The organism is Clostridium polyendosporum, from assembly GCF_018332455.1.
Lineage (GTDB): Bacteria > Bacillota > Clostridia > Clostridiales > Clostridiaceae > Clostridium_AY > Clostridium_AY polyendosporum.
On sequence record NZ_BOPZ01000001.1, the window covers coordinates 115116 to 141100 of the forward strand.

Here is a 25985-nt window from a genome sequence, read left to right on the forward strand (position 1 = left end):
ACGGAGGAGATTTTATGAGCTTAAACTCAACACCACGTTCAGAAAGAGTACATATTGCTCTTTTTGGAAAGCGAAATGCAGGAAAGTCAAGTATTATAAATGCAATAACTAATCAGGAAATTGCAATAGTTTCTGATGTTAAGGGAACGACTACAGACCCTGTTTATAAGTCTATTGAAATACTTCCGATTGGGCCTTGTGTAATTATTGATACTGCAGGTCTTGATGATGAGGGAGAGCTAGGAGAACTTAGAAAAAAGAAGACACTTGAGGTTCTTGATAAGACTGATGTAGCTTTGGTAGTAGTTGATGGTACAATTGGAGTAACTGATTATGATAAAACTATAGTAGATATAATAAAAGAAAAGAATATACCTGTGATTGGAATACTGAATAAAGTTGACAAGATAGAAAATGTTCAAGAAGTTCCACAGATCATGGCAAAGGAATTGGCAATTCAAGTAGTTCCAGTTTCAGCTTCTACTAAAAAGGGGATAAAGGAAGTTAAAAATAAAATTATAAGCCTTCTTCCGGAGGATGAAGATAAGTTTAAGATCGTTGGAGACTTGGTAAGTCCAGGGGATATTGTAGTACTTGTTACCCCTATAGATAAGGCTGCGCCTAAAGGAAGACTTATCTTACCGCAACAGCAGACTATAAGAGATATTTTAGAAAGTGATGCTATTGCTATAGTAACTAAGGAATTTGAACTTAGGGAAACTTTAGATAGCTTGGCGAAAAAACCAAAGCTTGTAATAACAGATTCTCAGGTGTTTTTAAAAGTAGCGGCAGATACCCCAAAAGATATGATGATGACATCCTTTTCTATATTATTTGCAAGATATAAGGGCGATCTTGTGGAGCTAGTTAAGGGGGTAAAGGCAATAAAAAGTCTTAAAGACGGAGATAAGATTTTAGTGGCAGAGGGCTGCACCCATCATAGACAGGCTGATGATATTGCAAGGGTAAAAATACCAAGATGGCTTCGTCAGCTTACAGGTAAAGAACTTGTTTTTGAATTTTCCTCAGGAGTAGTTTTCACTGACGATGTTACACAGTACTCGTTGATTGTACACTGTGGAGGATGTATGCTAAATAGAACAGCAATGTGTTCACGAATCAATGATGCTAAGGAATATCAAGTTCCAATCGTTAACTATGGAATACTTATAGCTCACGTTCATGGAATACTTGAGAGAGCTCTACAACCATTTCCACTGGCAAAGATGATTTGGGAAGAAGAACTGTGAAAAATTGTGACGATATTGTCACAATTTTTTTGTTTTCTAAGAATATATTAAGTTGTTTATCTTTAATAATAGTTATAATTAGTATATAAGACTTTTGTATAACAATTATAATAAAAATGATTGTTGAGATACTAAGAAGTATTGAAGAGAGAAGAGTTTGTTATACTTAACAAAGTTTTATAATTATAAAATTTTATAAGAATCAGGTGATTTTATGGATATACAGGAGAGAATTAGAAACTTACCAAAAGTTCATTTACACTGTCATTTAGATGGGTCTGTGAGACCGGAAACTTTGATGGAAATAGCATTGAAAGAAAACATACCTCTTCCGGCTTATGAGTTGGAAGAACTAAAGGAGCACATCCAAGTTCAAAATAAATGCTTATCTTTAAAGGAGTATCTAAAGAAATTTGTTTATCCTATAAGTGTTATGCAAAAGAAAGAATACTTAAAAAGGATAGCTTTTGAGCTTATTGAGGATTGTAGTATAGAAAATATAAGATATGTAGAAATAAGGTTTGCTCCGTATCTTCATATTTCTCAAGGATTATCAGAAGAAGATGTAATAGAAGCGGTTCTTCAGGGAATTAAAGAAGGTGAAGAAAAGTTTCGTGTTCATAGTAATATCATCATTTCTTTTTTAAGACATGAAACAATAGATAAGAACTTACATCAGCTTCAAGCAGCAGCAAAGTATTTAGGGAAAGGAGTAGTTGCAGTAGATCTTGCAGGGAATGAGGATGATTATCCCCCTGAGCTTTTTATAGATTTATTTAATAAATCTAAGGTGATGGGCTTTCATATAACAATACATGCAGGAGAAACCGGTATTGCAGAAAACATTGAAAAATCTATTAGGTTACTTCATGCTGAAAGGATAGGTCATGGAGTATCAGCTATTAAAGATAGTAATATTATGAAACTTCTTAAAGAAAAAAACATACCGCTTGAGGTTTGTGTTACAAGTAACTATAATACTGAGATAATTGAAAATATTAATGATCATCCAATAAAACAATTTTATGATAGAGATATAAAGGTAACTGTAAGTACGGATAACAATACTGTATCTAATGTAACTTTAACTTATGAGTTATGTTTATTAAATAAAAGCTTTAAATTTACTGTAGAGGATATAATTAATATTATTAAAAACGGCATTGAAGCGTCCTTTTGTAATGATGAGTTAAAAAAGAAATTATTGAAAGAATTATCTCAATTTTAATTAATATAATGAGAATAAAGAGGATACCTTGCTTTAAAGGTATCCTCTTTTTGGGAGATGGTGTGGTAGTTATCTAATTTTATCATATGCAGAAATACTAGTTTGAAGAACACAAATCTTTTTTAAGTCTAATTTTATTAGCGGTTGAAGAGTTACTACAATTCAGTTTAAGAATTATAGGTTGATTTTTGGGGTCTTTGTATAAGCATTGACAATTTAGAGTATAAATTTAGATAAACAAGTTTACAATTAAATCAAATACAAAAACCTCTGATTAATATAATCAGAGGTTTTTGTTAGATTAATAAATCGAAGATCTAATCTTTTTTTGTCCAAAACGAAATCAAATGAGGCTTGTAGTTAGAAAGAATTTTTAAAAAATCATCAAACAGATTAAGTTTTTTTAGGGTACGAACAATTCTTGTCGGATAAGGATAATTTGTAGTATAAGTTTTTCTTGGATCAATTACCATGATGTTTTGTTGGTTATCAACAAAGATGTGCTTAGCCATTATGTCTATTTTGGTAAAGCCAAGTCGCTTAAATTCTTCCACCAAGTCAATTATATTTTTTGCGAGTTTTTGTGTAAGTCCTCGCTTTTTTATATATGAAGGCAGTGGCTCCCCTTCCACAAACTCCCTCAATATAGTTTTGTCTCTATAATAGATTACTTTTGGGAAGAACTTGCTTCCTTCTACCTTTGAAAGAATATCAAACTCATGCTTTGCATTTTTCTTTCTCTTAAATAGCTTTAATGCAAAGAATTCAGGCGTAAGGTAAACAATACCCTCATATCCTTTCCCGAGAATTTTACATTTTTTTAGATTAACCTTATATTTGATAGCCTATCTCCCCTAACATAGCTTAGACAATGTATAATATGTAATAATATATAATAGATGTTACAATATTTTACCTTAAATAATATGTGCATTTTTTACTTGGTTTTTAGAGAAAAGAAACACAAATATGGTATATTAATAATATTGATATTATAAAAATTAAGAAAGGTGTGTACGTTAATGCAGATAGAGAATATTAAAACAATGGATCCATATATACTTTTAAGTATAGTAAATATGAAGCTTAGAGATATGTATAGCAGTTTGGAGAATCTATGTGATGATTTAAACATATCCATTGAAGATATTTTAGTGAGATTAAAATGTATTGGTTATTTTTATAGTACAGAAAGAAATCAGTTTTTAGCTAAAGATAATTAGTATATAGATACACAACTTAACAACTTAATTTATAATTCATGCTATACAAGTTCATATTAAATTAAGAATTTTAGAAAAAGTATTGAATGCCGAGACTATTTTCTAAAATTTGCTAAGGATTGAACTTGTATATCGTAGAAAAAGCATTGCATGTCGAGGCTATTATGCTGCCATTTCACAAAGTGAAATCTGGCTCAAATTTAATAGGATCGATGCCTATTAAATTTTATTTAACATGAATTGATTAAAGATTGAAGTTGTTTATCTTTAACAAAGAAATTCATAACTGAGTTTACAATAAGTTATTATTGACAAATTATTAATTTATCAATATAATTATATTAAATTAATAAAGAAAATCCTATGAAGAGGAAAAGTAACTAGAAAGTAAATATTACAGAGAGCTGTGAGTGGTGGAAATACAGTATACGAGCTTCTAGCGAATGGGCCTTTGAGGAATATGGTGAAATCTTTTAGAGAGTAGCTATTATCGTAATTTGTACGTTAAAACAAATAGGGTATGTTAGTACCTGAAAAAGAGTGGCTTTTTGAGCAATTTAGGTGGCACCACGAATATAATCTTCGTCCTATTATTTAGGATGGAGTTTTTTATTTGCTGCTATTTAACAAATTGAAATCAGCTTGGCTTTTGCTCAATTTTATTTTTAACTTGCTATTAAGAATTATATAAATTTTATTTTAAATATTTACTTATCTACGAAAATATTAAAAGGGTGATGTTTTATGAAATGAAGGATAGATATTAATTAGATATAGTGTTTTATATAGAAAATATAATTTATGGGGGAGATCTTTATGAAAACTAATAAGATGATATTAAATGCTATTTTTATTGCTATAGGTGCAATATTACATCAAATTACACCAGCTTTAGGACTTCCAATGCAGCCAGATTTTGCATTAGTTGCACTATTTATTGTTTTAATGATAAATACAGATTATAAAACTGCTGCCATTTCAGGAATAATTATTGGAATATTTACTGCATTGACTACTAAATTTCCAGGTGGACAACTTCCTAATATAATAGATAAAGTAATAACAGCTAGTATAATGTATATTTTTATATCACTTATGAGAAAAAGATTTAATATTAATTTAATTATGCTTATAGTTTTACCAATTGGAACATTAATCAGTGGAGTTACTTTTTTAACTTCAGCATCAATGATAGTAGGACTTCCTGCAGCATTTAATTCACTTTTTATGATTGCAGTAGTACCAGCAGTAATTATTAATACTATTATAGGGTATATAATTTTTAAAGTTGTACTTTCAGCTATGAAAGTAACTAAAAAAGAAAATTTATATTTTTAGGTGCATCTACATAATTTCATAATTGAAATTCATTAAAGATACACTTGGTTATTCTTAATAAAAAAGAGGAGGTTATGTAACATAACTTCCTCTTTTTCTATGTTTCTTTTCACAAAGTGAAATCGGGCTAAAACTGAATATACCTGATGCCTAATAGGATTTATTCATATTTAAATTTAATAATAACTTCCTTTATTTCACCCTTGCTGTTTTTTCTTACTCTGAAGTCCTTAATATCCTTAAATTCAGCTTGTATTTGATAGTTTAATTCATTTATTGTGGCTTTTGCTTTTTTAGCTAAATTGCTATCTTCAATCACAACAAATCTTTCTTTTCTTGTTGTGATTTCATTCTGAGTGTCATCAATAATTACATAATACTTGTCCCCTTCTTCAAGAACAATATATTCCTTACCAACTGTTAAAGTTGAACAAAGAGAGTTATTTTCACATCTAACTAGCATAAGATTGCCTCCTTAAATATAATTTATATTACTTAAAATATACCATATATACAGCAACTTTAGTATATTATTTGTAAACGTATTTACTGAATTGTAAGTTAGCACAAAAAAATATTATCATATTGTAATAAATTCTATTTTATACAGTTGTATACAGTATTGCGAGTATTACATATAATGATACAAACAATTCATGGAGAAGTATAAATGATTTTAGAAAATTTTAAGCCACGTTATTTTAAGCAAATATCTTTGGTATTAACGTATGATGGAAAAACTATTTTAGATAGTCAACCAATTTATATTAATAATAATAGATATTTTGTACCATTAATTGAATTTATAAATGATATAGGTGGCAAAATAAATATTATAGGAAGTAGTTGTTATATTTCTATCAAAAAGAATGAGGTAATTATACTTGAATTAGAAACAATAAAACTTTCATATTTTAATAATAAATTATATGTAGCGCTGTTTGATATAGTAAATTCACTTGATTTTCACACTTATTGGGATTATAAGCAGAACAATATTAGGATTGCTAAATTATTAAAAAAGAAGGTTGTGCCTAAAATAGTAAGAAGCAAAAGGAATGTATTAGTAACACTAGAGGACTTTACTGATGGAAAAAATTATGATAGTGGGGATGCACTTTTTAAAGTTAGGATAGTGATGGATTATTTAAATGATAGGGGCATACCTTTCCATCTTTCATGGATACCTAGATATATAGATCCTTTAATGGGAATTGATAATAATTTATGTAATGATCAAAATATAAAAAATGCTGATTTTATATATACATTAGATTTTTGCTTAAGTAGAAAGGGAATTATTGGGCTCCATGGATATACTCATCAGCATGATGGAGAAATTTCAGGACAAGGAACTGAATTTAACGATGTAATCAATAACGAAGAAAATATAATTAAATATAGAATAGAAAGTGCTATAAACATTTCAAAAAAATTAGAAATTCCTTGTAGGTATTTTGAAACTCCACATCATGCAGCTAATACACTGCAGCAGAGTATTTTTGAAAGATATTTTGATTATATGTATGAACCTTATGTAGGCATTGTAGGAGATAAGGTTATAAGAAGTCCTAGGAATAAGAAGACTTTATATATTCCTATATCCTTTGATTATGTTAAAGAAAATAAAATTGAGGATATGCTAAAATATATTGATAATCTTTCAGAAAATACAATAGGTAATTTTTTTTATCATGTAAATAAAGAGTTCGATTTTATTAAATATCAAACTTCTAATGAATTTATTTCTATAGATTATAATAACAATTCCTTTTTAAAGAAAGTTCTTAATAAGTTTGAGGAAAATAGTATTAAAGTTATTAGCATATATGATGTTAATGAAGGTGATTTATTAAATTAACAATTCACAATAATCAATTGTTTTTTTGTAACTTAAGTTACTGATAAAATATTAAAAAATAGATATACTAAATGCATTAGAAGAGTTAAAGAAAGGTTGTGTAAAAAATGAGTTTGTTTTTAGGAAAGATACATTACTGGTTATTTAATAAGATAGAGTGGGTCGAGGACCTTGAAGATAAAATAGTAGAATTAGCTGAAAATAAGGGGTTAGCAGTTTCTCAATGGAAAGATGAAGTATACTCAAGATATGGAGCACCAATGGACAAAAAGCCTCTTGAGGACATGATAGATACTGGTAATATTCATGGGTGGCTTCAAGGTAAGATATCTTCAGCGGAGGGAAGACAGGCGTTTTTTATAACTAGAATTCTTAAACAGGATAATTCATTAAAGAATGATTTAATCAATATTTTTAAAGAACAGGGAACTAAAGCTGGAAAAGAATATAATGAGGAAAAAGGCATGCCTCAAAGTCCAGCTGAAGCGTATACAGCATTAAATGATTATATTCTTGAAGGAATGCCTTGTGATAGAATAAATGAAGTTATAGAAAATAATGAAGATAAAGTTATTTGGATTGCTAAAACATGCATACATGCTGAATATTGGCAACGAGAAGGTGGAGATGTAAAGAACTTTTATGAATTAAGAGATAATTGGATAACTTCTTTTGTCAAAGAATTAAATCCTGCTTTCAATTATCAAGTTTTAGAAGATGGCACAAAACTAATAAAGAGAGTGCAGTAATGGAGTGATTAATATGAATGCTATAGATTTAATGATAGAGGAACATAAAAATATAAAAAGAATGTTGCAAGTAATAAGAAAATATAGTTATAAGGTACTTAAGGGAGAAGAAATAGATTACAATGATTTCTTTAAGATAATTGATTTTGTTAGAAATTATGCTGATAAGCATCATCACGGAAAAGAAGAATCAATGCTATTTAATAAAATGCAGGATGAGTTAAATCAAGCTATTAAAAAGACAATACAGTATGGTATGCTTGTTGAGCATGATTTAGGTAGATTTTATACTACAAGTTTAGAAAAGTCTATTAATGAAGTTAAATCAGGGAATGATGAAGCACGACTTGATGTTATAGCTAATGCAATTTCTTATGCGGAACTCCTAAATAGACATATTGATAAGGAAGATAAAATACTTTATAAGTTTGCTAGAGAAAATCTATCAAGAGAGTCTTTAGAACAACTTGAAAAGCAATGCAGAGAATTTGAAGAAGAAGCAGAAAAAGTAGGAATTCAACAAAAGTATATGAATTTATTAGAGGAGCTTGATCGAAAAATAAAATAATTATGTATGTAATAATACACTACTGAGGAATAATCCTTTAGTAGTGTTTTTATTTGCTGCAATTTCATAGAGTGAAATCTAACTAAAAATAAATGAATTCGATGCGTATTCACTTTTATTTTATTAATATAAAAGGGTTTTGAAACAAATTATTAAAAAGATGCATAAAATGAATATATAAATGTAGACAAGTAAGTTTAAAGTTAAATTTGGTACTTAGTAAAAATATTTTAAGTCTATGTTATTTTCTCTAATTACATTAAGGAAAAATTTTTTCATTTTATTATAAAATTAAAAGGAGTGATAAGATGTATTTACCAAAAGGGGCTCTAATCAGTGGAGATGCTGGACACAATTGCTATCCAGATAGTGGAGCTGTAGGAATACGGGTAGAAGATAATTGTACTAAAGCTGTATGGAATCTTGTTCAGGTTAAGCTGAGAGATTTAGGGTATTATGTAAAAGACTGCACTCCGTGGAATATGTCCTTTAATTCTGTAGGAGCATCACTAGCTTATAGAGTGAAAAAAGCAAATGAAAGTAGTTCATCTCTTCATTTATGTATTCATTTTAATGCAGGGGGAGGTAAAGGTGTTGAATGCTGGATAAGTGATTTTGGAGGCAGATCGGAAAAGTTTGCCTCCAATATATGTGAAGAATTTTCGAAACTTGGATATTATAACAGGGGGATAAAATCAGGCAATCTTTATGTAGCTAATTATACTAATATGCCTTGTGTTATAATTGAGTGCTGCTTTGTAGATTCTAGAATAGACATGGATCTATATAATTCAGAAGACATTGCTAATGCAATAGTAAAGGCTGTAACAGGTGAACAATCTTTTGTAAAAAATGTGGATACATCACCAAGTTTTAATAGCGAAAATATAAATATGAATTACAGGCCGAATGCTGTAGTTCAATATGATTGGCTTTATGTCAGAGATTTTAATGGACAAATTGAACCTGAAAGAAGAGTTGATATTGGAGATAAAATTGAAGTTCTAAGTGTTTCATCTAAAAGTCAACTTGCATATATTATTTATCCTACGCCATGGGGAGTAAGAAATGCATATGTGGCCAATGGAAAGTGGATAAGCTATTTTAATCCTAATAACGGGGAAATTTCACAAAGTATAGAAGTTAGACAAGATCCGGATGGGATAGTTATAGGATCACTTTCAAAAGGAGAAAAAATTACTATATTAAAGCAAGAAGGAAATTGGGTGAATGTAGTTTATTCAACTAATAAAGGAGAGTTTACAAAGTCAGGGTGGATTCCTAATAATTTTGTGAACTATTAAAAGCTATGCATTGCATAGCTTTTTCTTTGAATTATTAAAGATAAATTTTTAAATAATGTATAGCGTCTCTGGGCCAAGTATCCTTTATAGCAATATTTAATGCATCAAAGGTATGTTGTGCAATAAGAGGCTCTCTATTAGAGGTAAAAGAAGTAATGATAGCACTATGAAAAACTAAACCCTTACTGTCTCTTAAAAAAATAATATCTCCTAATTCTAGTAAATTTTTGTTAGTAATTTGTTTTCCTTTAGGTCCTGGATATCCTTTCTCATCATTTACTCGTAATAACCAATATAAAGAATGGGCCACAGACCAAGAAATAGAGCACTCATATTTAGGAGGCGTTAAAAGTTTTTTGTAGTACCAAGGTTGAGGAGAATATGACATTGAAGCTCCACCTGCTAGCAGACATTGAGAAGTAAAATTTGTACAATCTCCCCCTACATTTTCTCTTAGAGGGAAATATACAAATTCTTTGTTCGGTTTTAGTGCGTACTTATATGCATAATTTACTGCAGCTATTCTGTTATAAACCATATCTTCACCTGAAATATTTATATAGTTTATTTTATACATTTTTTACAAAATTGTACTTAGAGTAAGAAATAAAAACTTATATTATTATTTTCTTCTAATCCTATATACTTCAGGGGTTTCAGATGTTATAACTTTAAACTTATAGTCATTTTTCTTATAATATTCAATAATTGATGGTAATGCCTTTACAGTATTTTTATTAACAGCCCCACAATGAAGAAGTATTACTGCTGGATTTTTTATGCTTTGTGCTCTTTTAGCTATCATAGAAGGTTCAATTTTAGGATTAAGACCATCAGTAGAATCAACATTCCAATCATAAATTTTCAGTTCACTATTATGAAGATTATTAACCATAGATGCAGAAAGTTTGTATGAGCCATTATTGGATCCAAAAGGAAATCGAAGAATATTGGTTTTAAATCCGGTTACTTCATAAATAATTTGTTGAGTAAGAATCATCTCATCGATAAAACTCTGGTTACTTCTATAGATTTTATTTCTTTCATGGCTATAAGTATGAAGTCCTAGAGAATGTCCTTCATCTACCATTCTCCTAAGATCTTGTTCTTGGCCTTTTATCATTTTGCCTATTAGAAAGAAGGTAGCATTAACGTTATATTCTTTTAAAATATCCAGGATTTCTCTGGTTATTATTTCGCTGGGTCCATCATCAAAGGTTAAATAAACAATTTTCTCAGTTCTAGCTTCCTCTGTTAAGGAAAAACACTTATATTGAGGAATAATAAAAATAAAAATTAAAATAAGTAAAAAAGTTTTTTTTATTACTTGCATAATCAATCACCTTTTTTATAATATTATCTGACTAAGTTAGTATGTCAACTTTGTAATAAATTATTTATATCCTTGTGTTTTGTATTTTAGTAATATTTCAAAATGGAGATTTCATTTTTATTTTTTCATTTTCAAGTTTTAGGGTATTATTTTGAAAATCAAACATATTTAGGTAATATAAACCTTTCTGTTCACCAGGAGGGTTTTTATATTTTTGTAAATAGATGAAAAACGTTATTAAATTTTAGTGAATTTTCTGAATGTATTTTAAATATTAAGATAGAATGATATAATTGGATAAAGATAAACAACTTCAGTCTTTAAATAATTCATGTTAAATAAAATTTTAAAGGCATCGAATCTATTAAATTTCAGCCAGATTTCACTTCGTGAAATGGCAGCAAATAGTCTCTGCATTCAATATTTTTTTCTAAAATTCCTAATTCAATGTAGATTTATACATCATGAATTATAAGTTTAGTTATGAAGTTGTGTATCCATAATTTATAGAAAAGGTATTACTTTCAGTGCATTTTTTTGTTCAACATTTAATTTAAAGTTATTTACTATAAAGTGTATTAAATAAAATAATTACAAAGGAAGGTTATTATGAATAATAAATTAAATAATTTGATAGTAATATTAGTGTCTATAGGGCTAATTTTTATAGTAACATATTTTTTTATAAAAGTTTTACCTTTTATATTGATTGTTATTGCAGTTACATGGGTATACAAAATGATTAAGAATATAAAGATTCGCAGTGCTAATAAACAACATGAAGATTCTAGTTGTGTTGAAATTATTAATGATAAACAAGATTTAAATGAATATGAAGATAAGAAAGTAATAGATGTAGAATATGAGGATTTACATTAATATAAGTGGCGTGGTGCCACTTTTTTTAATGTCATTTTATTATGCAGGTAAAAAAAGAGGAGGAACATTCATATCTAATAGAAGATGATGAATGTACTCCTTTCTAAAGATAGTCTTGGTAAGGAGATTTTTTTATGTGTAATTTATGGTAACAGTTTGTCAAGTACAGGTTTTAGTATTAAGCCTTTTTTGACTTTATATTTTTTCAAAAAATAATCAAATTATTTAATATTGATGATTTCAAAGCTCCATGGGTCAAGTACGATCTCTTCAAAATTACTATTCTTCTCTATCCTCTGACATTTATCAGAAAAGTTTATAACTATGATTATTTGATTTTTATCTTTCGTTCTGGTAAAGGCAAAAATACTCTGGTTTGTTTGTTCCAAAACGTTAATTTCTCCGCCATACTGCCCATTCCATAATTCAGGATTATTTTTTTTCAACTGAAGTAGTTCTCTATAAAAATCTGAGTATTCAAAGTTCTTCCAATCAATAATGTCTTTTTCAAAAAAAGCTAGTCTCTTATCTAAAACAGATTCTTGACCGCCATAGATTAACGGCATTCCCGGTAAAGTGGCAGCTAAGACAGCAAAGGCTTTAAAAGACTGTCCGAAGAGTTCTGTATCGGTGGCTTCCCAAGCATTTTTATCGTGATTTGATGTAAATAACATGCGATAGGCATCATTAGGAAAACGAACTTGAGATTGTTCAATGTATTTTTGAATATCCAAGGCAGTTTTCTTTCCTTTGACAATATCAGACATTAGGTCATACAAATCCCAATCATAAGTCATATCAAATGCTTTATTATGAAGTTCTGGATCAGACCATTCAGCTAGCATAAAAACAGGTTTTATGTTATCTAGTTCTAATCGAGCACGTTCCCAAAAGGCTGTAGGAACCAAACCCGCCACATCACAACGATAACCATCAATATCTGTTTCTTTCACCCAATAGGTTAAAGCTTCGATCATGCCGTCCCATAGAGTTGGCTGTTTATAATCTAGACCTACAACATCAGTCCAATACTCGAGTTCTTTACCATTATCATAGATATAGTCGTGAATCTCTCCTCGCTCATTTTTTTTGTACCATTCTGGGTGTTCTGTCACCCAAACATTATCCCAAGATGTATGGTTAGCCACCCAATCTATAATTACATACATACCGAGTTTATGAATTTCTTTAACTAAGTGTTTAAAGTCTTCTAAGGTTCCAAACTCTGGATTAACAGTCATATAGTTTTGCACAGAATAATTACTACCTAGGCCTCCTTTTCGATTTTTAAGTCCAATGGGCTGAATAGGCATAAGCCATAGTATATCTACTCCCATGTCTTTTAATCGAGGTAAATGCTGCTCAAAAGCTTTAATGGTGCCGTCAGGAGTAAACTGACGAAGGTTAACTTCATAGATATCGGCATTTTTTGACCACTCAGCATGTTTAAATTCCTGTTTTAAATAATCTTTCATTTATTTTCCCCCAAATTATAAATTTTTAAATAGTCATCTTAAATTCAAACTGTATTTTAACAATAAATGCAAACAAACGCTTGCGCAAATTCTAACATTAGAGTAAATGTATGTCAATATCGTAGATACAAAAAGTTAGACTTTTTATGTTAATTTTTTATCTCCATCTTCACAAGCAATAACTTCCGGGTATCACTGCGACTTTAGAGGTCATAGCCATCGAGTTAAGCTGTTGACACTCAAGTTTTATTTATATAAAATTAACATGTGAAATCGATTGTTGTTTATTTATATATATTACGAAAGTAGGATGTGAATTTTATGAATGTGACTATAAAGGATGTGGCTAGAGAATGCAATGTATCTCCATCAACTGTATCAAGGGTTATTGCTGGAAGTCCTAAAATTAGTGATGAAACTAAGAAAAGAGTAAAAGAAGCAATAAAAAAATTAAACTATCATCCAAATATTATTGCTAGAAGCCTGGCTAATAAAGCTACTAAGGTTATTGGTTTAGTTTTACCAAGTGAAGTGGATAACTTATTCGAAAATCCTTTTTTTATTCAGGTTATGACGGGAATAAGTTCTTATGCCAAAAAATCTGGATATTATATAATGTATACTTTTTGTAAAACAGAGGAAGAAGAATTAAAAACTATAAAAGATTATGTTAATAGTAATTTAGTAGATGGGGTAATTCTTTCAGTAGTTCGTTTTAAAGATAAATGTATAAAATATCTTCAAGAAATAGACTTTCCTTTTGTGGTAATTGGTAGACCAGAGGATACTAAAAATGTACTTTGGGTAGATAATGATAATTTTCAAGCTATGTACAATGTAGTAAGTAAATTGTTGCTTAATGGTCATAGGGAAATAGCATTTATAGGAGCTAATAGTCAATTAAATGTAACCAATGACAGATTAAGCGGATATAGACAAGCACATAAAATTCATGGTTTAGATATTAATGAAGATATTATAGTGGAAGTTGAAGATTTTAAAGAACATTTAGCCTATAAGGCTATGAAAGAAATATTGAAAAAAAGTAAACCAACAGCAGTAGTAGCTACGGATGATCTTTTAGCCATTGGAGCTAACCATTGTCTAGTAGAGAATAGTATAAAAGATGTGGCTATAGTGGGATTTAACAACATTCCTTTAGTAGAATATCAAAAGCCTTCTTTAACTTCTGTGGATATTAATGCAAAAGAAGTAGGGCATTTTGCAGCAAAATTATTAGTTGATAAGTTACAAGATAATATAAAGATAGGTCACTATATTATAGATGTTAATTTAGTAGAAAGAGAATCAACCAAATAATAAAAAATAGAATAATTTAATTATAAGAGTCCTAAGTTTATATTAGTAATATCTTAGTGCTCTTTTCTTCTTTATTTAGGAAATTTTAAATTAAATTTACCATTATATTGACAATATTTCCACTAAGGAATATAATTTACCTATAAGGCAAGCGATTGCACAAATGAAATTAAAATAAAGATAGAGTGTTAACCCTTTTAAGAGAATATTTTTTTTGTATTTTGTGCAATCGATTGCAATTGGATTAGTTCTATTAAATCAATATTATAACTACATTAATAGTATCAGACCATTATGGAGTAGAAGTAGATATAAATTTAAGGGGGGATAAACAATGACAAAGATTAAAGCATGCTTATTTGATTTAGATGGTGTAATTGTAGATACCGCTAAATATCATTATTTAGCATGGAGGAGATTAGCTAAAGAATTAGGATTTGATTTCACAGAGGAACATAATGAAAGATTAAAAGGCATAAGTAGAATGGATTCTCTTGAAATACTTTTAGAAGTAGGTGGCTTAACCTTAGATGAAAACGTAAAAGTGAAGCTAGCAGAAAAGAAGAATAATTGGTACTGTGAATATATTGCAAAGATGACTCCAGATGAGATATTACCTGGTACTAAAGAATTTTTGGAACTTTTAAGGGGAAATAAAATTAAAATTGCGTTAGGTTCTGCAAGTAAAAATTCTATGAGTATATTAACTAATGTAGGATTAGTTAATCATTTTGATGCTATAGTGGATGGAAATAATATAACCCATGCAAAGCCTGATCCACAAGTTTTTTTATTAGGTGCAAAGGAGCTTGGCGTAGCACCTGAGGAATGTGTAGTTTTTGAAGATGCTAGGGCAGGTATTGAAGCAGCAATTAATGCTGGAATGTACAGTGTTGGAATTGGTGATCCAAAGATTTTAAATAAAGCAAATATTGTTGTTTCTTCTTTAAAGGAAATGACATTAGAAAAATTAAATTCTCAAATTTATTGTAAAGGAGCTTAAGTATGAAACAATATTTAAAAATAGATGAATGGAATATAATAGAAGAAGGTTTTAATGGGGATAATCATGAACTATCTGAGGGTATTTTCAGTATAGGAAATGGATATATGGGACAGAGAGCTAATTTTGAAGAAAAGTATAGCGGAAAGTCTCTTCAAGGAAGCTATATGGCAGGGGTATATTATCCAGATAAAACAAGAGTTGGTTGGTGGAAAAATGGATACCCAGAGTATTTTGCAAAGGTACTAAATTCTACTAACTGGATTGGAATAGATTTTAGTGTTGATGGAGAAGTTTTAGATCTTGCAACATGTGAAGTAAAGGATTTCGTAAGAACTTTAAATATGAAAGAAGGATATTTGCATAGAAGTTTTATAGCAAAACTTCCTAGTGGAAAAGAAGTAAAAGTAGATGCAAAAAGATTTGTGAGTATTGTTGAGAAAGAAATAGGAGCTATTAGATATTCTATTACTCCACTTAATTTTGAAGGAACATTAAGTGTATCACCTTACTTAGATGGTGATATAAAAAATAAAGATTCTAATTATGATGAAAAGTTTTGGGATGAAGTTTCAAAGAAAAGCAATTTAGGACAAGTATCTCTAGTAGTAAAAACAAAAAAACTTGATTTTTATGTATGTTCTTCAATGAGATACGATATTATACAAGCTGATAAAAAAGTAGATTTTAATGGAGAATGTATAGAAAAAGAAAAGTTTGCAGGTAATATAGTTAATTTAAATGTAAAACAAGGTGAAGAAACTGTAGTTTATAAATATGTTTCTAATGTAACTTCAAGGGACTATAAAGCGGAAGAATTATTAACTGTTGGTAAAGAAGCTTTAGAAAAGGCTTATGAAAAGGGCTTTGAAGTATTACTTGAGGAACAAGCAGGAGCTTGGGCTGAAAAATGGAAAGAAAGTGATATTGTTATTAAAGGGGATGCATCAGCTCAACAGGCTATTAGATTTAATATTTTCCAAATGAATCAAACATACACTGGAGAAGATGATAGATTAAATATAGGACCAAAAGGATTTACAGGAGAAAAGTATGGTGGAAGTACTTATTGGGATACAGAAGCATATTGCTTACCATTTTATTTAAGTACTGCTGATTCAAGAATTGCTAAAAATCTTTTGATCTACAGATATAAGCAATTAGAAAAGGCTAAGGAAAATGCAAGAAAGTTAGGCTTTACAAAAGGTGCGCTATATCCGATGGTTACTATGAATGGAGAAGAGTGCCATAACGAATGGGAAATTACTTTTGAAGAAATTCATAGAAATGGTGCTATAGCACACGCTATATATAATTATGTTAATTATACTGGAGATAAATCTTATTTGGGACAATGTGGATTAGATGTATTAGTAGAGATTTCAAGGTTCTGGGAAGAAAGAGTTAATTTTGCTTCAAATAAAGGAAAATATGTAATGCTAGGGGTTACTGGTCCTAATGAATATGAAAATAACGTAAATAATAACTGGTATACTAATAGAATTGCTGCTTGGACATTAGAATATACTACAGAGGTAATTGATTACTTGAAAAATAATGAAGCTGAAAGATATGCAGAGTTAGTAAAGAAATTAGATTTAAAAGAAGAAGAAGTTAATAAATGGCAAGATATAATTGAAAACATGTATTATCCAATAGATGAAGAATTGGGCATATTTTTACAACAAGATGGTTATATGGATAAAGAACAGATTCTTGTAAAAGAATTAGATCCTAAACATTTGCCACTAAATCAAAACTGGTCTTGGGATAGAATTCTTAGATCCTGCTTTATAAAACAAGCGGATGTACTACAAGGATTATATTTCTTAGAGGATAGATATGATTTAGAGACTATAAGAAGAAATTTTGAATTCTATGAGCCAAGAACAGTACATGAGTCATCTTTATCTCCTTGCGTACATTCTATTCTTGCAGCAAAATTAGGAGAACAGGAAAAGGCTTATGAAATGTATTTAAGAACTGCAAGATTAGATTTAGATAATTACAATAATGATACAGAAGATGGATGTCATATTACTAGTATGGCTGGAAGTTGGATGTCCATAGTTGAAGGCTTTGGGGGGATGAGAGTAAGAGATGGAAAACTTACTTTAAATCCTTTTATACCAGAGAACTGGGAGTCATTCTCCTTTAAGGTTATGTTTAGAGGAGCATTACTTAAAGTAAATATAAAGAAAGATAAGGTTGCTATTACTAACGAAAGTCAACAAGGAATAACTTTAGCTGTTAATGGTAAAGATTATACAATAGCTGGAGTCAGTGAAATTTCTGCCTAAATAATATTTTAGAAACAAAAAAGAAAAAGTCACCAGCAGATAACATGCTGGTGGTCTTTTGGTGCATGCATTTGCATTGAAAAGGTTCGCAACAAGGGAAACATGCATGAAATTTACATGAAAAAGTTATTTATGAATAGAAAAAAATATTTTATGAAAACGTATTGATTGCTTATGTATAAAGGTATATAATAAAGCCAAGGGTTGTTCAAACGTTTGCACTAAAGTGCAATATATTTAAGAGAGGGGAATGGAAATGAATAAACGTGTAAAAATATTAGCAACTATGATGTCAGCTTTAGTTCTTTCAACTGCATTTGTTGCATGTGGGAAGAAGGAAGAAAGTAAAGGTGGAGACGGAAAAAGTGGTAAGGAAATAGTAGTATGGTCGCACTTAACTGACCCAGAAGTTAAGGAGTTAGACAAGCTGGCTCAAGAATGGGCAAAAAAAACTAATAATAAAGTAAAAGTTGTAGCGGATAAAGGAGACATGCAAGCTTACATTCAAGCTGCACAAAGCTCAAAGGGTCCAGATGTTATGTATGGTATAGCGCATGATAACTTAGGTACATTCCAAAAGGCTGGATTATTAGCTAAGGTACCAAGCGGAGTAATAGATGAGAGCAAGTACGTTTCAAAGTCAGTTATGGATGCTGTAACATTAGTAGGGAACAAGTATGCTGTTCCATTATCAATGGAAACGTATGCATTATTCTATAACACTGAAAAAGTTAAAGAAGCTCCAAAGACATTAGATGATTTAGTTGCTAAGGCTAAGGAAGTTGGATTTAAGTACGATGTAAATAACTTCTACTTCTCATATGGTTTCTTAGCAGGTAACGGTGGATACGTATTTAAAAATAACAATGGAACACTAGATCCTAAGGATATCGGATTAAACAACGAAGGAGCAGTTAAGGGATATCAATTCATTCAAGATTTAGTAGTGAAGAACAAATTTATGAATGCAGACATAAAGGGAGATGGAGCTAAGGGAGAATTCCAAGCTCAGAAGATTGGTTTATACATTTCAGGTTCATGGGATGTTAAGGGATTTGAGGATGCTAAAGTGCCATTTGCAGTAGCTCCACTTCCAACCATAGATGGAAAACCATGTCCATCATTCATGGGTGTACAAGCTGCCTTTGTAAGTTCAAAATCTAAGAATCAAGATCAAGCATGGGATTTAATGAAGCACCTAAATGAAAAATCATCTCCAATATTAATTAATGTTGGTAATAGAATACCAGTATTGAAATCAGCTCTAGACAGTGATGCATTTAAAAAGAATAAATACTCAGCACAATTCGCAGAACAAGCTAAAAATGCTGAACCAATGCCAAACATTCCAGAAGTTCAAACTATGTGGGGACCTGGTGGAGCTAATCTAACTCTATTAACTGCAAATAAGGTAGATGCTAAGAAGGCTGCTGATACTACAGTTGAACAAATCAAGCAAAGTATAGCACAACAAAAGTAACTACCTAATGGGGGGAGGAGAATAGCTACCCCCATTATTTAAAAATATAGAGGAGGGTTAGTTATGGAACAAATAAAAAGAAATAAAACTTTAGGTTTAAAAACATACGGATACCTAATGCCAGCGCTTATTACAATAACTATATTTACATTAATTCCGATATTATATACGATTTACATTGCTTTTACTGACTATACAATGTTTAATGAAAACTATAAATTCGTTGGATTAGCAAATTTTATTGAGATACTAACAGGTCCATTTAAAGAAGTTTTCTTTCCAGTATTCGGATGGACGTTTGCGTTTGCATTACTTTCAACTTTTGGTACATTTTTTGTAGGTTTGATAGTTGCACTTGTTCTTTCCAATAAAAATATGAAGGAAGCATTTTTATATAAAGGTATATTGATTATTCCATGGGCACTTCCAGTAACAATTGCTATACTTTCATGGCAAGGACTATTAAATACTGACTACGGTGCAATAAATACATTTCTTATAAATTTACATTTAATAAAAGAACCAATTCAATGGCTTACAGATCCATGGTATGCAAGAACAGCTATAATTATTGTTAATATATGGCTAGGTTTTCCATATATGATGAACGTTTGTATAGGAGCTATATCAGCAATTTCAGAGGATCAATATGAAGCTGCTGAGGTTGATGGTGCTAGCAAGTGGGTACAATTTGTTAAGATTACATTACCTTCACTTGCAAGAACAGCTTATCCACTATTAATTTCATCATTTGCATTCAATTTTAACAATTTTGGTTCAGCATTCCTAATCACAGGAGGAGGTCCTGCAAAATTAGATACTCAATTTGCTGGATATACTGATATACTTGCATCAACAACATATAAGTTAGCAATGCAGTTTGGTAGGTATGATATAGGTTCAGCTTTATCAATAATGATGTTCTTACTTATAGGAACAATCTCATTAGTACAAATGAAGTCTTCAGGTCAGTTTAAGGAGGTTGAATAGTATGGCAGAGATAAGCATAGGAAAGATAAAGATAAAGTCTAAAAGTGATGTGTCATCTAAGTATAAGAAAAAGCTAAGACCATCTGAAATAAGAAATCTATGGCTTGGTAGAATATTTATATGGATTGTAACAGTACTTACTCTTGTGCCAATAATTGCTGTACTTTCAGCATCTATGGCACCTGGAGATGCCTTTGTACAAACATCATTTTTTCCACAGCGTTGGACATTGGAAAACTATATTAAGGTTATAAAAGAAACAGATTTCTTAATATGGATGAAGAATTCAATGGTTCTTTGTTTTTCAGTAGCCACTATTCAGCTAATAGTAACATTACCAGCAGCATTTGCATTTTCAAGACTAAGATTTAAAGGAAGAAAGAATGGATTGATGTTCCTACTAATACTTCAAATGTTCCCTGCAACAATGGCTTTACCAGCTATACTTGGTATAGCATACAATCTTGGTTTTATGGATAAGTTATGGTCATTAGTATTATTAATGTGTGGTGGTTCAGCATATAATGTATGGCTTGTAAAGGGATACATTGATGGAATTCCAAAAGATTTAGACGAATCAGCATATGTTGATGGAGCTACAACATGGCAGATGTTTATTAGAATAATCCTACCATTAACTAGGTCAATGCTTGTAGTAATATTTTTATTTACATTTATTGGAACATATTCAGACTTTATATTTACTTCAGCGTTGATGAAAGACCCAGGAACTCAAACGGTTGCAACGGGACTTAGAAGTTTCATAAATAACAAGTTTTCAGCAAACTGGACACAATTCTCCGCTGCATCCATAATGGCTTCGCTTCCAATAATGGCAGTATTTATGGGATTACAGAAGTGTATTGCTAAGGGACTTACTGCAGGATCAGTTAAGGGTTAATAAAAAATAAAAATGAATAGGCATTGAGCCTATTCATTTTCAATAAGATTTCACTTATTGAAATAACAGCAAATAAAGAAAAAATAGGGACTTAAGTTAGGAAATTATATAATTTTAGTTTCCATAAGTAGTTGAGTTCCCAAAGTTTTAATGGGGGTAATATAGTTATGAATAAGCATGCAATTTATCATATAAAAGAAGCACCATATACATATGGTATAGGAGAAAAGACTTTAGCTTTAAGATTAAGAGCAGCTAAGGGTGACTTAAAAAGCTGTAAGATTTATTATAAGGATAGATATGATTGGAAAACAGAGTTTGAAGTAAAAGAATTAGAATTAGTAAATACATCTAATCTTTTTGATTACTACGAATGCAGAATAGAAGTAGAAGAAAAGAGATTTAGATATTTTTTTGAACTTGAAGACAATGATGAAAGTATATGTTATCTAAATGAAAGAGGTTTAGTAACTGAAAGGCCAGAGGAACCAAATGCATTCCAATTTCCTTACCTTTGTTTAGCAGATATTTATGATGAAGTCAATTGGGCTCAGGAAGGTATAATATATCAAATATTCCCAGATAGGTTTTGTAATGGAGATAAAAGCAATGACCCAGATGGTACTCTTCCTTGGGGGGAAGAAGTAACTGAAAAGACTATGTTTGGAGGGGACATTCAAGGAATCATTAATAAGGTGAACTACTTAAAGGATCTTGGAGTAACTATGATTTACATGACTCCAATATTTATGTCAAAGTCAAACCATAAATATGATACCAAAAGCTATTATGAAGTTGATCCGCACTTTGGGGATAATGAAAAATTAAGAGAGCTTATAAAGAGGTGTCATGATGCAGGTATAAAGGTAATACTTGATGCTGTATTTAATCATTCAGGAAAGGATTTCTTTGCATTTGAAGATGTTATAGATAAAGGTAAAAAGTCAAAATATAAGGATTGGTATTTTATTAATTCTTATCCAGTAGATACTGAGAAGGTTAACTATATTACATTTGCAGACAATGTAGCAAATATGCCCAAATTAAACACAAAGAACTCAAAGGTTAAAAAGTACCTTCTAAAGATAGCGAAGTATTGGATAGAAGAAATCGGAATAGATGGATGGAGATTAGACGTTTGTGATGAGGTTGACCATGTATTTTGGAGAGAGTTTAAAAAAACAGTTAAGAAGGCCAATAAAGATGCCTTCATTATAGGTGAAATAGCGCACGAATCAGGTTCTTTCTTAAAAGGAGATCAGCTCGATTCAATAATGAACTACCCATTTAGAGAGTGTTGTTTAGACTTTTTTGCAAGAAGAAATATAACTGCTGAAGAGTTAGATCATATATTAGCAGAAAATAGATCATCATACATGAATTCAGTAAATAGACAGCTTTTAAATCTAATAGATAGTCATGATACCCCTAGATTTTTAACTGAGTGTGAAGATGATAAGGAAAAAATGAAGCTTGCCATAGTACTTCAATACACTTATATTGGTGTTCCATATATATACTATGGGGATGAGATAGGACTAGCAGGTGGAAAAGATCCAGAATGTAGAAGATGTATGATTTGGGAAGAGGATAAACAAGATAAGGAACTTCTAGATTTTTATAAAAAGATGAATATAATGAGAAAAAAATATAAGACATTAGTGTATGGGGAGTATACTAATGTTTATAAAAAAGAGATGGTTCTTGGATTTGTAAGAAAGCATAAGGACGAAGAAGTTCTTATACTTATAAATAATAGTGATGATAGCTTTAACTATGTCACTGACATCAAAGGAACTGTATTTAATATATTTGAAGAAGAAGAAGAAATAGTTGATGGAAGAATTGAGTTAAATCCGATGTCTTTTAAAGCTTTAAAAATCAAATAAATCAATGGTAGCTTGAATTAGTTATAACTACTAATTCAAGTTACCTTTTTCGCTGTATAGGGAATTATAGAATCGTCAAGTTATATAAGATATCTCTTATAGTTTGTACAGGATTATTAACTAAATCTCAAAGATTAATAAACTAATAGTAATAATCTATAAATACTATTAGTTTTTTCAAACAATGGGTAAAATAGAAGGTTTTTTTATATAAATGTAGAATTGTATAAAAATGTAGCACTTACAAGGAGTGTTTTTAGAATATCTTATATAATTAAAAGTTATAGCAAAATATACAATTTTAGTTGCAGTACGATATCTTTCTTAGGAGGCTTAATTTATGAAGCATAATAAACGCACACAACAATGCAGTATTTTTTTTATATTTTCTAGTATATTCTTTTTTTTCTTTCAAAAATCTGTTTATGCCGTAGGTGAAGATAGGAAAAATGTACTGATTTTAAGTTCCTATGGAAATGAAAGTGCTATTTTATCTGGAAATGAATCAAGACAATGGACTGATGAAATTATATCTTCTATAAATTCTAAGTTTATAGATAGTAAAAAAAATATAAATGTAAAAATGGAATATATGGGTTTAGGATATAAAGCTTGGCCACAATATTATGAGCTATACCAACATAATTTTACAAATACTAAATTCGATGTTGTAATTAGTCTAGATGATAATGCATTTAATTTTTTGCTACAGTATGGAGATAAGTTATTTGCCAATACTCCTGTTGTATTCAGTGGTGTATATACATTTAATAAGTCTATTATTAGTGAGCACCCCCTTTTTACTGGGATAGTAAAGAGTCATGATACTGAACGCACTTTAGATATTTCTTTGAAGCTTCATCCTAATACTAAACAAATATTTGTAATTGATGATCATGAAGAATCCATGAAATGGGCATCTACTTTATATAAAGATAAAGTTAACATAGTGTTTTCTGATGTGGATAATATTCTAGAAGCTAAAGAAAAAATAAATAATCTACCTAAAGATACTGTTATTTATTTTAGTAAAACATTTAAGGATGATAAAGGTCAAGACATCTCTATTCAGAAAAGTACAGATTTTCTATTTAAAGATATTAACATACCTGTTTATTCTAAATACTACATACAACTTAACAGAGAAAGTGTTGGGGGAATGATTACAAATGGTACTAACTTAGGAAAAGAAGTAAGTCAATTAGCTTTAAGAGTATTAGATGGTGAGAAACCCTCGGATATTCCTGTTACTGAAGATTTGTCTCATAACTATGTATTTAATTATGATAAATTAAAACAATTTCATATTAACTTAAAAGCTTTACCTAAAGGGTCACAGATAGTCAATCAGCCTTCTAAATTTTATAATATATCTAAAACGCAAGTTTTGTATTTAATAACTGGTATTATATTTGTTATTGTTCTAGCAATATCTTTTGTAATTATTAATATATATAGACGTAGACTTGCTGAAAGATTATTATCTGATAGTGAGAGTGTGTTATATACAGTAATGGATTCCACTCCGAATATAATCTACATGAGAAGTCCCGAGGGGAAGTTTCTTAAGGCAAATAATACAGTTTTAAACTTATTAGATATTAGCGAAAAGGATTTTGAAAATAAAAGTGTTGATGAGTTAACCAATTCATCAGTTGATGCAAAGTATGTACTGGAAAGTTGGATGGATCAAGATGAGGAAGCATGGAAATGTGGCACTATGTATAGAAGTGAAGAAGTTATACCAGATAAAAAAGAGAACATTGATAGATTTTATGATACATTAAGAATACCTCTATTTAATGATGATGGAACCCGTAGAGGATTAGTTTTATTTGGACTTGATATTACAGATCATAAGAACAATGAAGAAAATTCAAAGCTTATTCAAGAAATGATGCACTATGATAAGTTAAAAACTAATTTCTTCTCTAATATTTCTCATGAACTGAGAACACCATTAAATTTAATTTTTAGTGCTCTTCAAATTATAGAATTGAAAACTAATGTATTTAGGGAAGAACAAGAGAGCGTAGAAAAGTATATAACTATAATGAGACAAAACTGCTATAGACTGCTTAGAATTATAGGTAATCTTATTGATATAACAAAGATTGATGCAGGACATTTTTTTACACATCATCAAAATAGGGATATAGTAAATATCGTTGAAAATATTGTATTATCAGTTGTTGATTATGTTGAAAGCAAAGGTATTTCTATTACTTTTGATACAGAAATAGAAGAAAAAATTATGGCTTTTGATCCAGATGCCATGGAAAGAATCATACTTAATCTATTATCAAACTCTATAAAATTTACTCGTAGTGGTGGAAGTATAGAAGTTAATATATATGATAAGGTAAATAGTATAGTAATATCTGTTAAAGATACTGGGATAGGAATACCTATTGAGAAGCAATCTTCAATATTTGAAAAATTCGTTCAGGTGGACAAGTCTTTATCTAGAAATAGAGAAGGAAGTGGAATAGGTCTTTCATTAGTTAAGGAATTAGTAGTCATCCATAATGGAACTATTGAATTAGAAAGTATTCCGGATAAAGGAAGCGAGTTTAGAATAGAGATTCCTGTAAGATTGATACATGAGGATGAAAACTCTACTGAATTTAACATCTATACAAGTGAAGATAAGGTAGAAAGGATTAAAATAGAGTTTTCTGATATATATAATTAGCAAACAGTATCATAGAGAATTTTAGTTTCTTAATATTTAGAGGGAGTGCAATTTTTGTACTCCTTAAATTTTTTTATCAGGTAACTAAATTAGGAGCTATATGAGAGTAAATATTTAATGGAAACATAGCATTACCGTGAAATATTTTTTCTTTATAAGTTATTATTGTGCATATTTACATCATTCTTACTATTTTGGT

At 29.9% G+C, this 25985-nt stretch carries 22 protein-coding genes and 1 other annotated feature; of the genes, 17 read left to right on the top strand and 5 right to left on the bottom strand.

Going from position 1 to position 25985, the window contains the following annotated elements; all coding sequences use genetic code 11:
- Positions 1–14: 14 nt before the first annotated feature.
- Both hydF and add read left to right on the top strand, forming a co-directional pair.
- Complete coding sequence (gene hydF, locus CPJCM30710_RS00445) at positions 15–1250, top strand: [FeFe] hydrogenase H-cluster maturation GTPase HydF (protein WP_212902189.1); 1236 nt, start codon at positions 15–17, stop codon at positions 1248–1250.
- A 214-nt stretch (positions 1251–1464) separates the two neighbouring features.
- Entirely contained in the window at positions 1465–2478 is a 1014-nt protein-coding gene (gene add, locus CPJCM30710_RS00450; RefSeq protein ID WP_212902190.1) for an adenosine deaminase, read from the top strand.
- Positions 2479–2795: 317 nt separating this feature from the next.
- Here add and CPJCM30710_RS17740 read toward each other — a convergent pair whose 3' ends face one another.
- A complete protein-coding gene (locus tag CPJCM30710_RS17740; protein ID WP_246503418.1) occupies positions 2796–3110 on the bottom strand; it encodes an RIO2 family protein in 315 nt (104 codons plus the stop codon).
- A 390-nt stretch (positions 3111–3500) separates the two neighbouring features.
- On the opposite strand from CPJCM30710_RS17740, the gene CPJCM30710_RS00460 reads away from it, so the two are divergent.
- Positions 3501–3701 (top strand): DUF4250 domain-containing protein, encoded by a 201-nt coding sequence (locus CPJCM30710_RS00460; RefSeq protein WP_212902191.1) that lies wholly within the window; start codon positions 3501–3503, stop codon positions 3699–3701.
- A 354-nt stretch (positions 3702–4055) separates the two neighbouring features.
- Positions 4056–4294 (top strand) — a binding site (T-box leader).
- A gap of 223 nt (positions 4295–4517) precedes the next feature.
- A complete protein-coding gene (locus tag CPJCM30710_RS00465; protein WP_212902192.1) occupies positions 4518–5039 on the top strand; it encodes a tryptophan transporter in 522 nt (173 codons plus the stop codon).
- 160 nt (positions 5040–5199) lie between these two features.
- Here CPJCM30710_RS00465 and CPJCM30710_RS00470 read toward each other — a convergent pair whose 3' ends face one another.
- Positions 5200–5502: a hypothetical protein gene (locus tag CPJCM30710_RS00470; protein WP_212902193.1), complete on the bottom strand. Its 303-nt coding sequence runs from the start codon at positions 5500–5502 to the stop codon at positions 5200–5202.
- 207 nt (positions 5503–5709) lie between these two features.
- Here CPJCM30710_RS00470 and CPJCM30710_RS00475 point away from each other — a divergent pair, with 207 nt between their 5' ends.
- The 4 genes from CPJCM30710_RS00475 (at position 5710) to CPJCM30710_RS00490 (ending at position 9521) form a co-directional block, all read left to right on the top strand.
- Positions 5710–6900, top strand: a complete 1191-nt coding sequence (locus CPJCM30710_RS00475) for a DUF2334 domain-containing protein (RefSeq protein ID WP_212902194.1) — start codon at positions 5710–5712, stop codon at positions 6898–6900.
- 107 nt (positions 6901–7007) lie between these two features.
- Complete coding sequence (locus tag CPJCM30710_RS00480; RefSeq protein WP_212902195.1) at positions 7008–7649, top strand: hypothetical protein; 642 nt, start codon at positions 7008–7010, stop codon at positions 7647–7649.
- Between the two features lie 13 nt (positions 7650–7662).
- Positions 7663–8217 carry a hemerythrin domain-containing protein gene (locus CPJCM30710_RS00485; RefSeq protein ID WP_212902196.1) on the top strand — a complete coding sequence of 185 codons (555 nt, stop codon included), beginning with the start codon at positions 7663–7665 and terminating at the stop codon, positions 8215–8217.
- A gap of 308 nt (positions 8218–8525) precedes the next feature.
- Positions 8526–9521 (top strand): N-acetylmuramoyl-L-alanine amidase, encoded by a 996-nt coding sequence (locus tag CPJCM30710_RS00490; RefSeq protein ID WP_212902197.1) that lies wholly within the window; start codon positions 8526–8528, stop codon positions 9519–9521.
- A 34-nt stretch (positions 9522–9555) separates the two neighbouring features.
- Here CPJCM30710_RS00490 and CPJCM30710_RS00495 read toward each other — a convergent pair whose 3' ends face one another.
- Together CPJCM30710_RS00495 and CPJCM30710_RS00500 are read right to left on the bottom strand one after the other, a co-directional pair.
- Entirely contained in the window at positions 9556–10059 is a 504-nt protein-coding gene (locus CPJCM30710_RS00495; protein ID WP_212902198.1) for an amidase domain-containing protein, read from the bottom strand.
- A gap of 84 nt (positions 10060–10143) precedes the next feature.
- Positions 10144–10854: a polysaccharide deacetylase family protein gene (locus CPJCM30710_RS00500; RefSeq protein WP_246503419.1), complete on the bottom strand. Its 711-nt coding sequence runs from the start codon at positions 10852–10854 to the stop codon at positions 10144–10146.
- 609 nt (positions 10855–11463) lie between these two features.
- Between CPJCM30710_RS00500 and CPJCM30710_RS00505 the strand changes: the two genes are divergently transcribed.
- Positions 11464–11733, top strand: a complete 270-nt coding sequence (locus tag CPJCM30710_RS00505) for a hypothetical protein (protein ID WP_212902200.1) — start codon at positions 11464–11466, stop codon at positions 11731–11733.
- 221 nt (positions 11734–11954) lie between these two features.
- On the opposite strand, the gene CPJCM30710_RS00510 is transcribed toward CPJCM30710_RS00505, so the two are convergent.
- Positions 11955–13208: an alpha-amylase family glycosyl hydrolase gene (locus CPJCM30710_RS00510; RefSeq protein ID WP_212902201.1), complete on the bottom strand. Its 1254-nt coding sequence runs from the start codon at positions 13206–13208 to the stop codon at positions 11955–11957.
- Between the two features lie 321 nt (positions 13209–13529).
- On the opposite strand from CPJCM30710_RS00510, the gene CPJCM30710_RS00515 reads away from it, so the two are divergent.
- The 8 genes from CPJCM30710_RS00515 to CPJCM30710_RS00550 all read left to right on the top strand — a co-directional run bounded on the left by CPJCM30710_RS00515 (position 13530) and on the right by CPJCM30710_RS00550 (position 25786).
- A complete protein-coding gene (locus CPJCM30710_RS00515) occupies positions 13530–14528 on the top strand; it encodes a LacI family DNA-binding transcriptional regulator (RefSeq protein ID WP_212902202.1) in 999 nt (332 codons plus the stop codon).
- 334 nt (positions 14529–14862) lie between these two features.
- Positions 14863–15531: a beta-phosphoglucomutase gene (gene pgmB / locus CPJCM30710_RS00520; protein WP_212902203.1), complete on the top strand. Its 669-nt coding sequence runs from the start codon at positions 14863–14865 to the stop codon at positions 15529–15531.
- 2 nt (positions 15532–15533) lie between these two features.
- The gene (locus CPJCM30710_RS00525; RefSeq protein WP_212902204.1) at positions 15534–17831 is read left to right on the top strand and encodes a glycoside hydrolase family 65 protein; all 2298 of its coding nucleotides are present in this window, start codon (positions 15534–15536) and stop codon (positions 17829–17831) included.
- Positions 17832–18087: 256 nt separating this feature from the next.
- Positions 18088–19311 carry a sugar ABC transporter substrate-binding protein gene (locus tag CPJCM30710_RS00530; protein ID WP_212902205.1) on the top strand — a complete coding sequence of 408 codons (1224 nt, stop codon included), beginning with the start codon at positions 18088–18090 and terminating at the stop codon, positions 19309–19311.
- A gap of 63 nt (positions 19312–19374) precedes the next feature.
- On the top strand, positions 19375–20301 hold the full coding sequence (locus tag CPJCM30710_RS00535; protein ID WP_212902206.1) for a carbohydrate ABC transporter permease: 927 nt from the start codon (positions 19375–19377) through the stop codon (positions 20299–20301).
- A gap of 1 nt (position 20302) precedes the next feature.
- Positions 20303–21202, top strand: a complete 900-nt coding sequence (locus CPJCM30710_RS00540) for a sugar ABC transporter permease (protein ID WP_212902207.1) — start codon at positions 20303–20305, stop codon at positions 21200–21202.
- Positions 21203–21369: 167 nt separating this feature from the next.
- Positions 21370–23091 (top strand): glycoside hydrolase family 13 protein, encoded by a 1722-nt coding sequence (locus tag CPJCM30710_RS00545; RefSeq protein ID WP_212902208.1) that lies wholly within the window; start codon positions 21370–21372, stop codon positions 23089–23091.
- Between the two features lie 340 nt (positions 23092–23431).
- Complete coding sequence (locus CPJCM30710_RS00550; protein ID WP_212902209.1) at positions 23432–25786, top strand: sensor histidine kinase; 2355 nt, start codon at positions 23432–23434, stop codon at positions 25784–25786.
- The last annotated feature ends 199 nt before the right edge of the window (positions 25787–25985 follow it).

Bases quoted from the DNA above. Each gene is read 5' to 3' on its own strand.
- CPJCM30710_RS00465 (WP_212902192.1), top strand. From the start codon at position 4,518: ATGAAAACTAATAAGATGATATTAAATGCTATTTTTATTGCTATAGGT.
- CPJCM30710_RS00515 (WP_212902202.1), top strand. From the start codon at position 13,530: ATGAATGTGACTATAAAGGATGTGGCTAGAGAATGCAATGTATCTCCA.
- CPJCM30710_RS00470 (WP_212902193.1), bottom strand. From the start codon at position 5,502: ATGCTAGTTAGATGTGAAAATAACTCTCTTTGTTCAACTTTAACAGTT.
- CPJCM30710_RS00525 (WP_212902204.1), top strand. From the start codon at position 15,534: ATGAAACAATATTTAAAAATAGATGAATGGAATATAATAGAAGAAGGT.
- CPJCM30710_RS00550 (WP_212902209.1), top strand. From the start codon at position 23,432: ATGAAGCATAATAAACGCACACAACAATGCAGTATTTTTTTTATATTT.
- CPJCM30710_RS00505 (WP_212902200.1), top strand. From the start codon at position 11,464: ATGAATAATAAATTAAATAATTTGATAGTAATATTAGTGTCTATAGGG.
- CPJCM30710_RS00490 (WP_212902197.1), top strand. From the start codon at position 8,526: ATGTATTTACCAAAAGGGGCTCTAATCAGTGGAGATGCTGGACACAAT.
- pgmB (WP_212902203.1), top strand. From the start codon at position 14,863: ATGACAAAGATTAAAGCATGCTTATTTGATTTAGATGGTGTAATTGTA.
- CPJCM30710_RS00535 (WP_212902206.1), top strand. From the start codon at position 19,375: ATGGAACAAATAAAAAGAAATAAAACTTTAGGTTTAAAAACATACGGA.
- CPJCM30710_RS00530 (WP_212902205.1), top strand. From the start codon at position 18,088: ATGAATAAACGTGTAAAAATATTAGCAACTATGATGTCAGCTTTAGTT.
- CPJCM30710_RS00540 (WP_212902207.1), top strand. From the start codon at position 20,303: ATGGCAGAGATAAGCATAGGAAAGATAAAGATAAAGTCTAAAAGTGAT.
- hydF (WP_212902189.1), top strand. From the start codon at position 15: ATGAGCTTAAACTCAACACCACGTTCAGAAAGAGTACATATTGCTCTT.
- CPJCM30710_RS00460 (WP_212902191.1), top strand. From the start codon at position 3,501: ATGCAGATAGAGAATATTAAAACAATGGATCCATATATACTTTTAAGT.
- CPJCM30710_RS00500 (WP_246503419.1), bottom strand. From the start codon at position 10,854: ATGCAAGTAATAAAAAAAACTTTTTTACTTATTTTAATTTTTATTTTT.
- CPJCM30710_RS00545 (WP_212902208.1), top strand. From the start codon at position 21,370: ATGAATAAGCATGCAATTTATCATATAAAAGAAGCACCATATACATAT.
- CPJCM30710_RS00480 (WP_212902195.1), top strand. From the start codon at position 7,008: ATGAGTTTGTTTTTAGGAAAGATACATTACTGGTTATTTAATAAGATA.
- CPJCM30710_RS00485 (WP_212902196.1), top strand. From the start codon at position 7,663: ATGAATGCTATAGATTTAATGATAGAGGAACATAAAAATATAAAAAGA.
- CPJCM30710_RS00495 (WP_212902198.1), bottom strand. From the start codon at position 10,059: ATGGTTTATAACAGAATAGCTGCAGTAAATTATGCATATAAGTACGCA.
- CPJCM30710_RS00475 (WP_212902194.1), top strand. From the start codon at position 5,710: ATGATTTTAGAAAATTTTAAGCCACGTTATTTTAAGCAAATATCTTTG.
- add (WP_212902190.1), top strand. From the start codon at position 1,465: ATGGATATACAGGAGAGAATTAGAAACTTACCAAAAGTTCATTTACAC.
- CPJCM30710_RS00510 (WP_212902201.1), bottom strand. From the start codon at position 13,208: ATGAAAGATTATTTAAAACAGGAATTTAAACATGCTGAGTGGTCAAAA.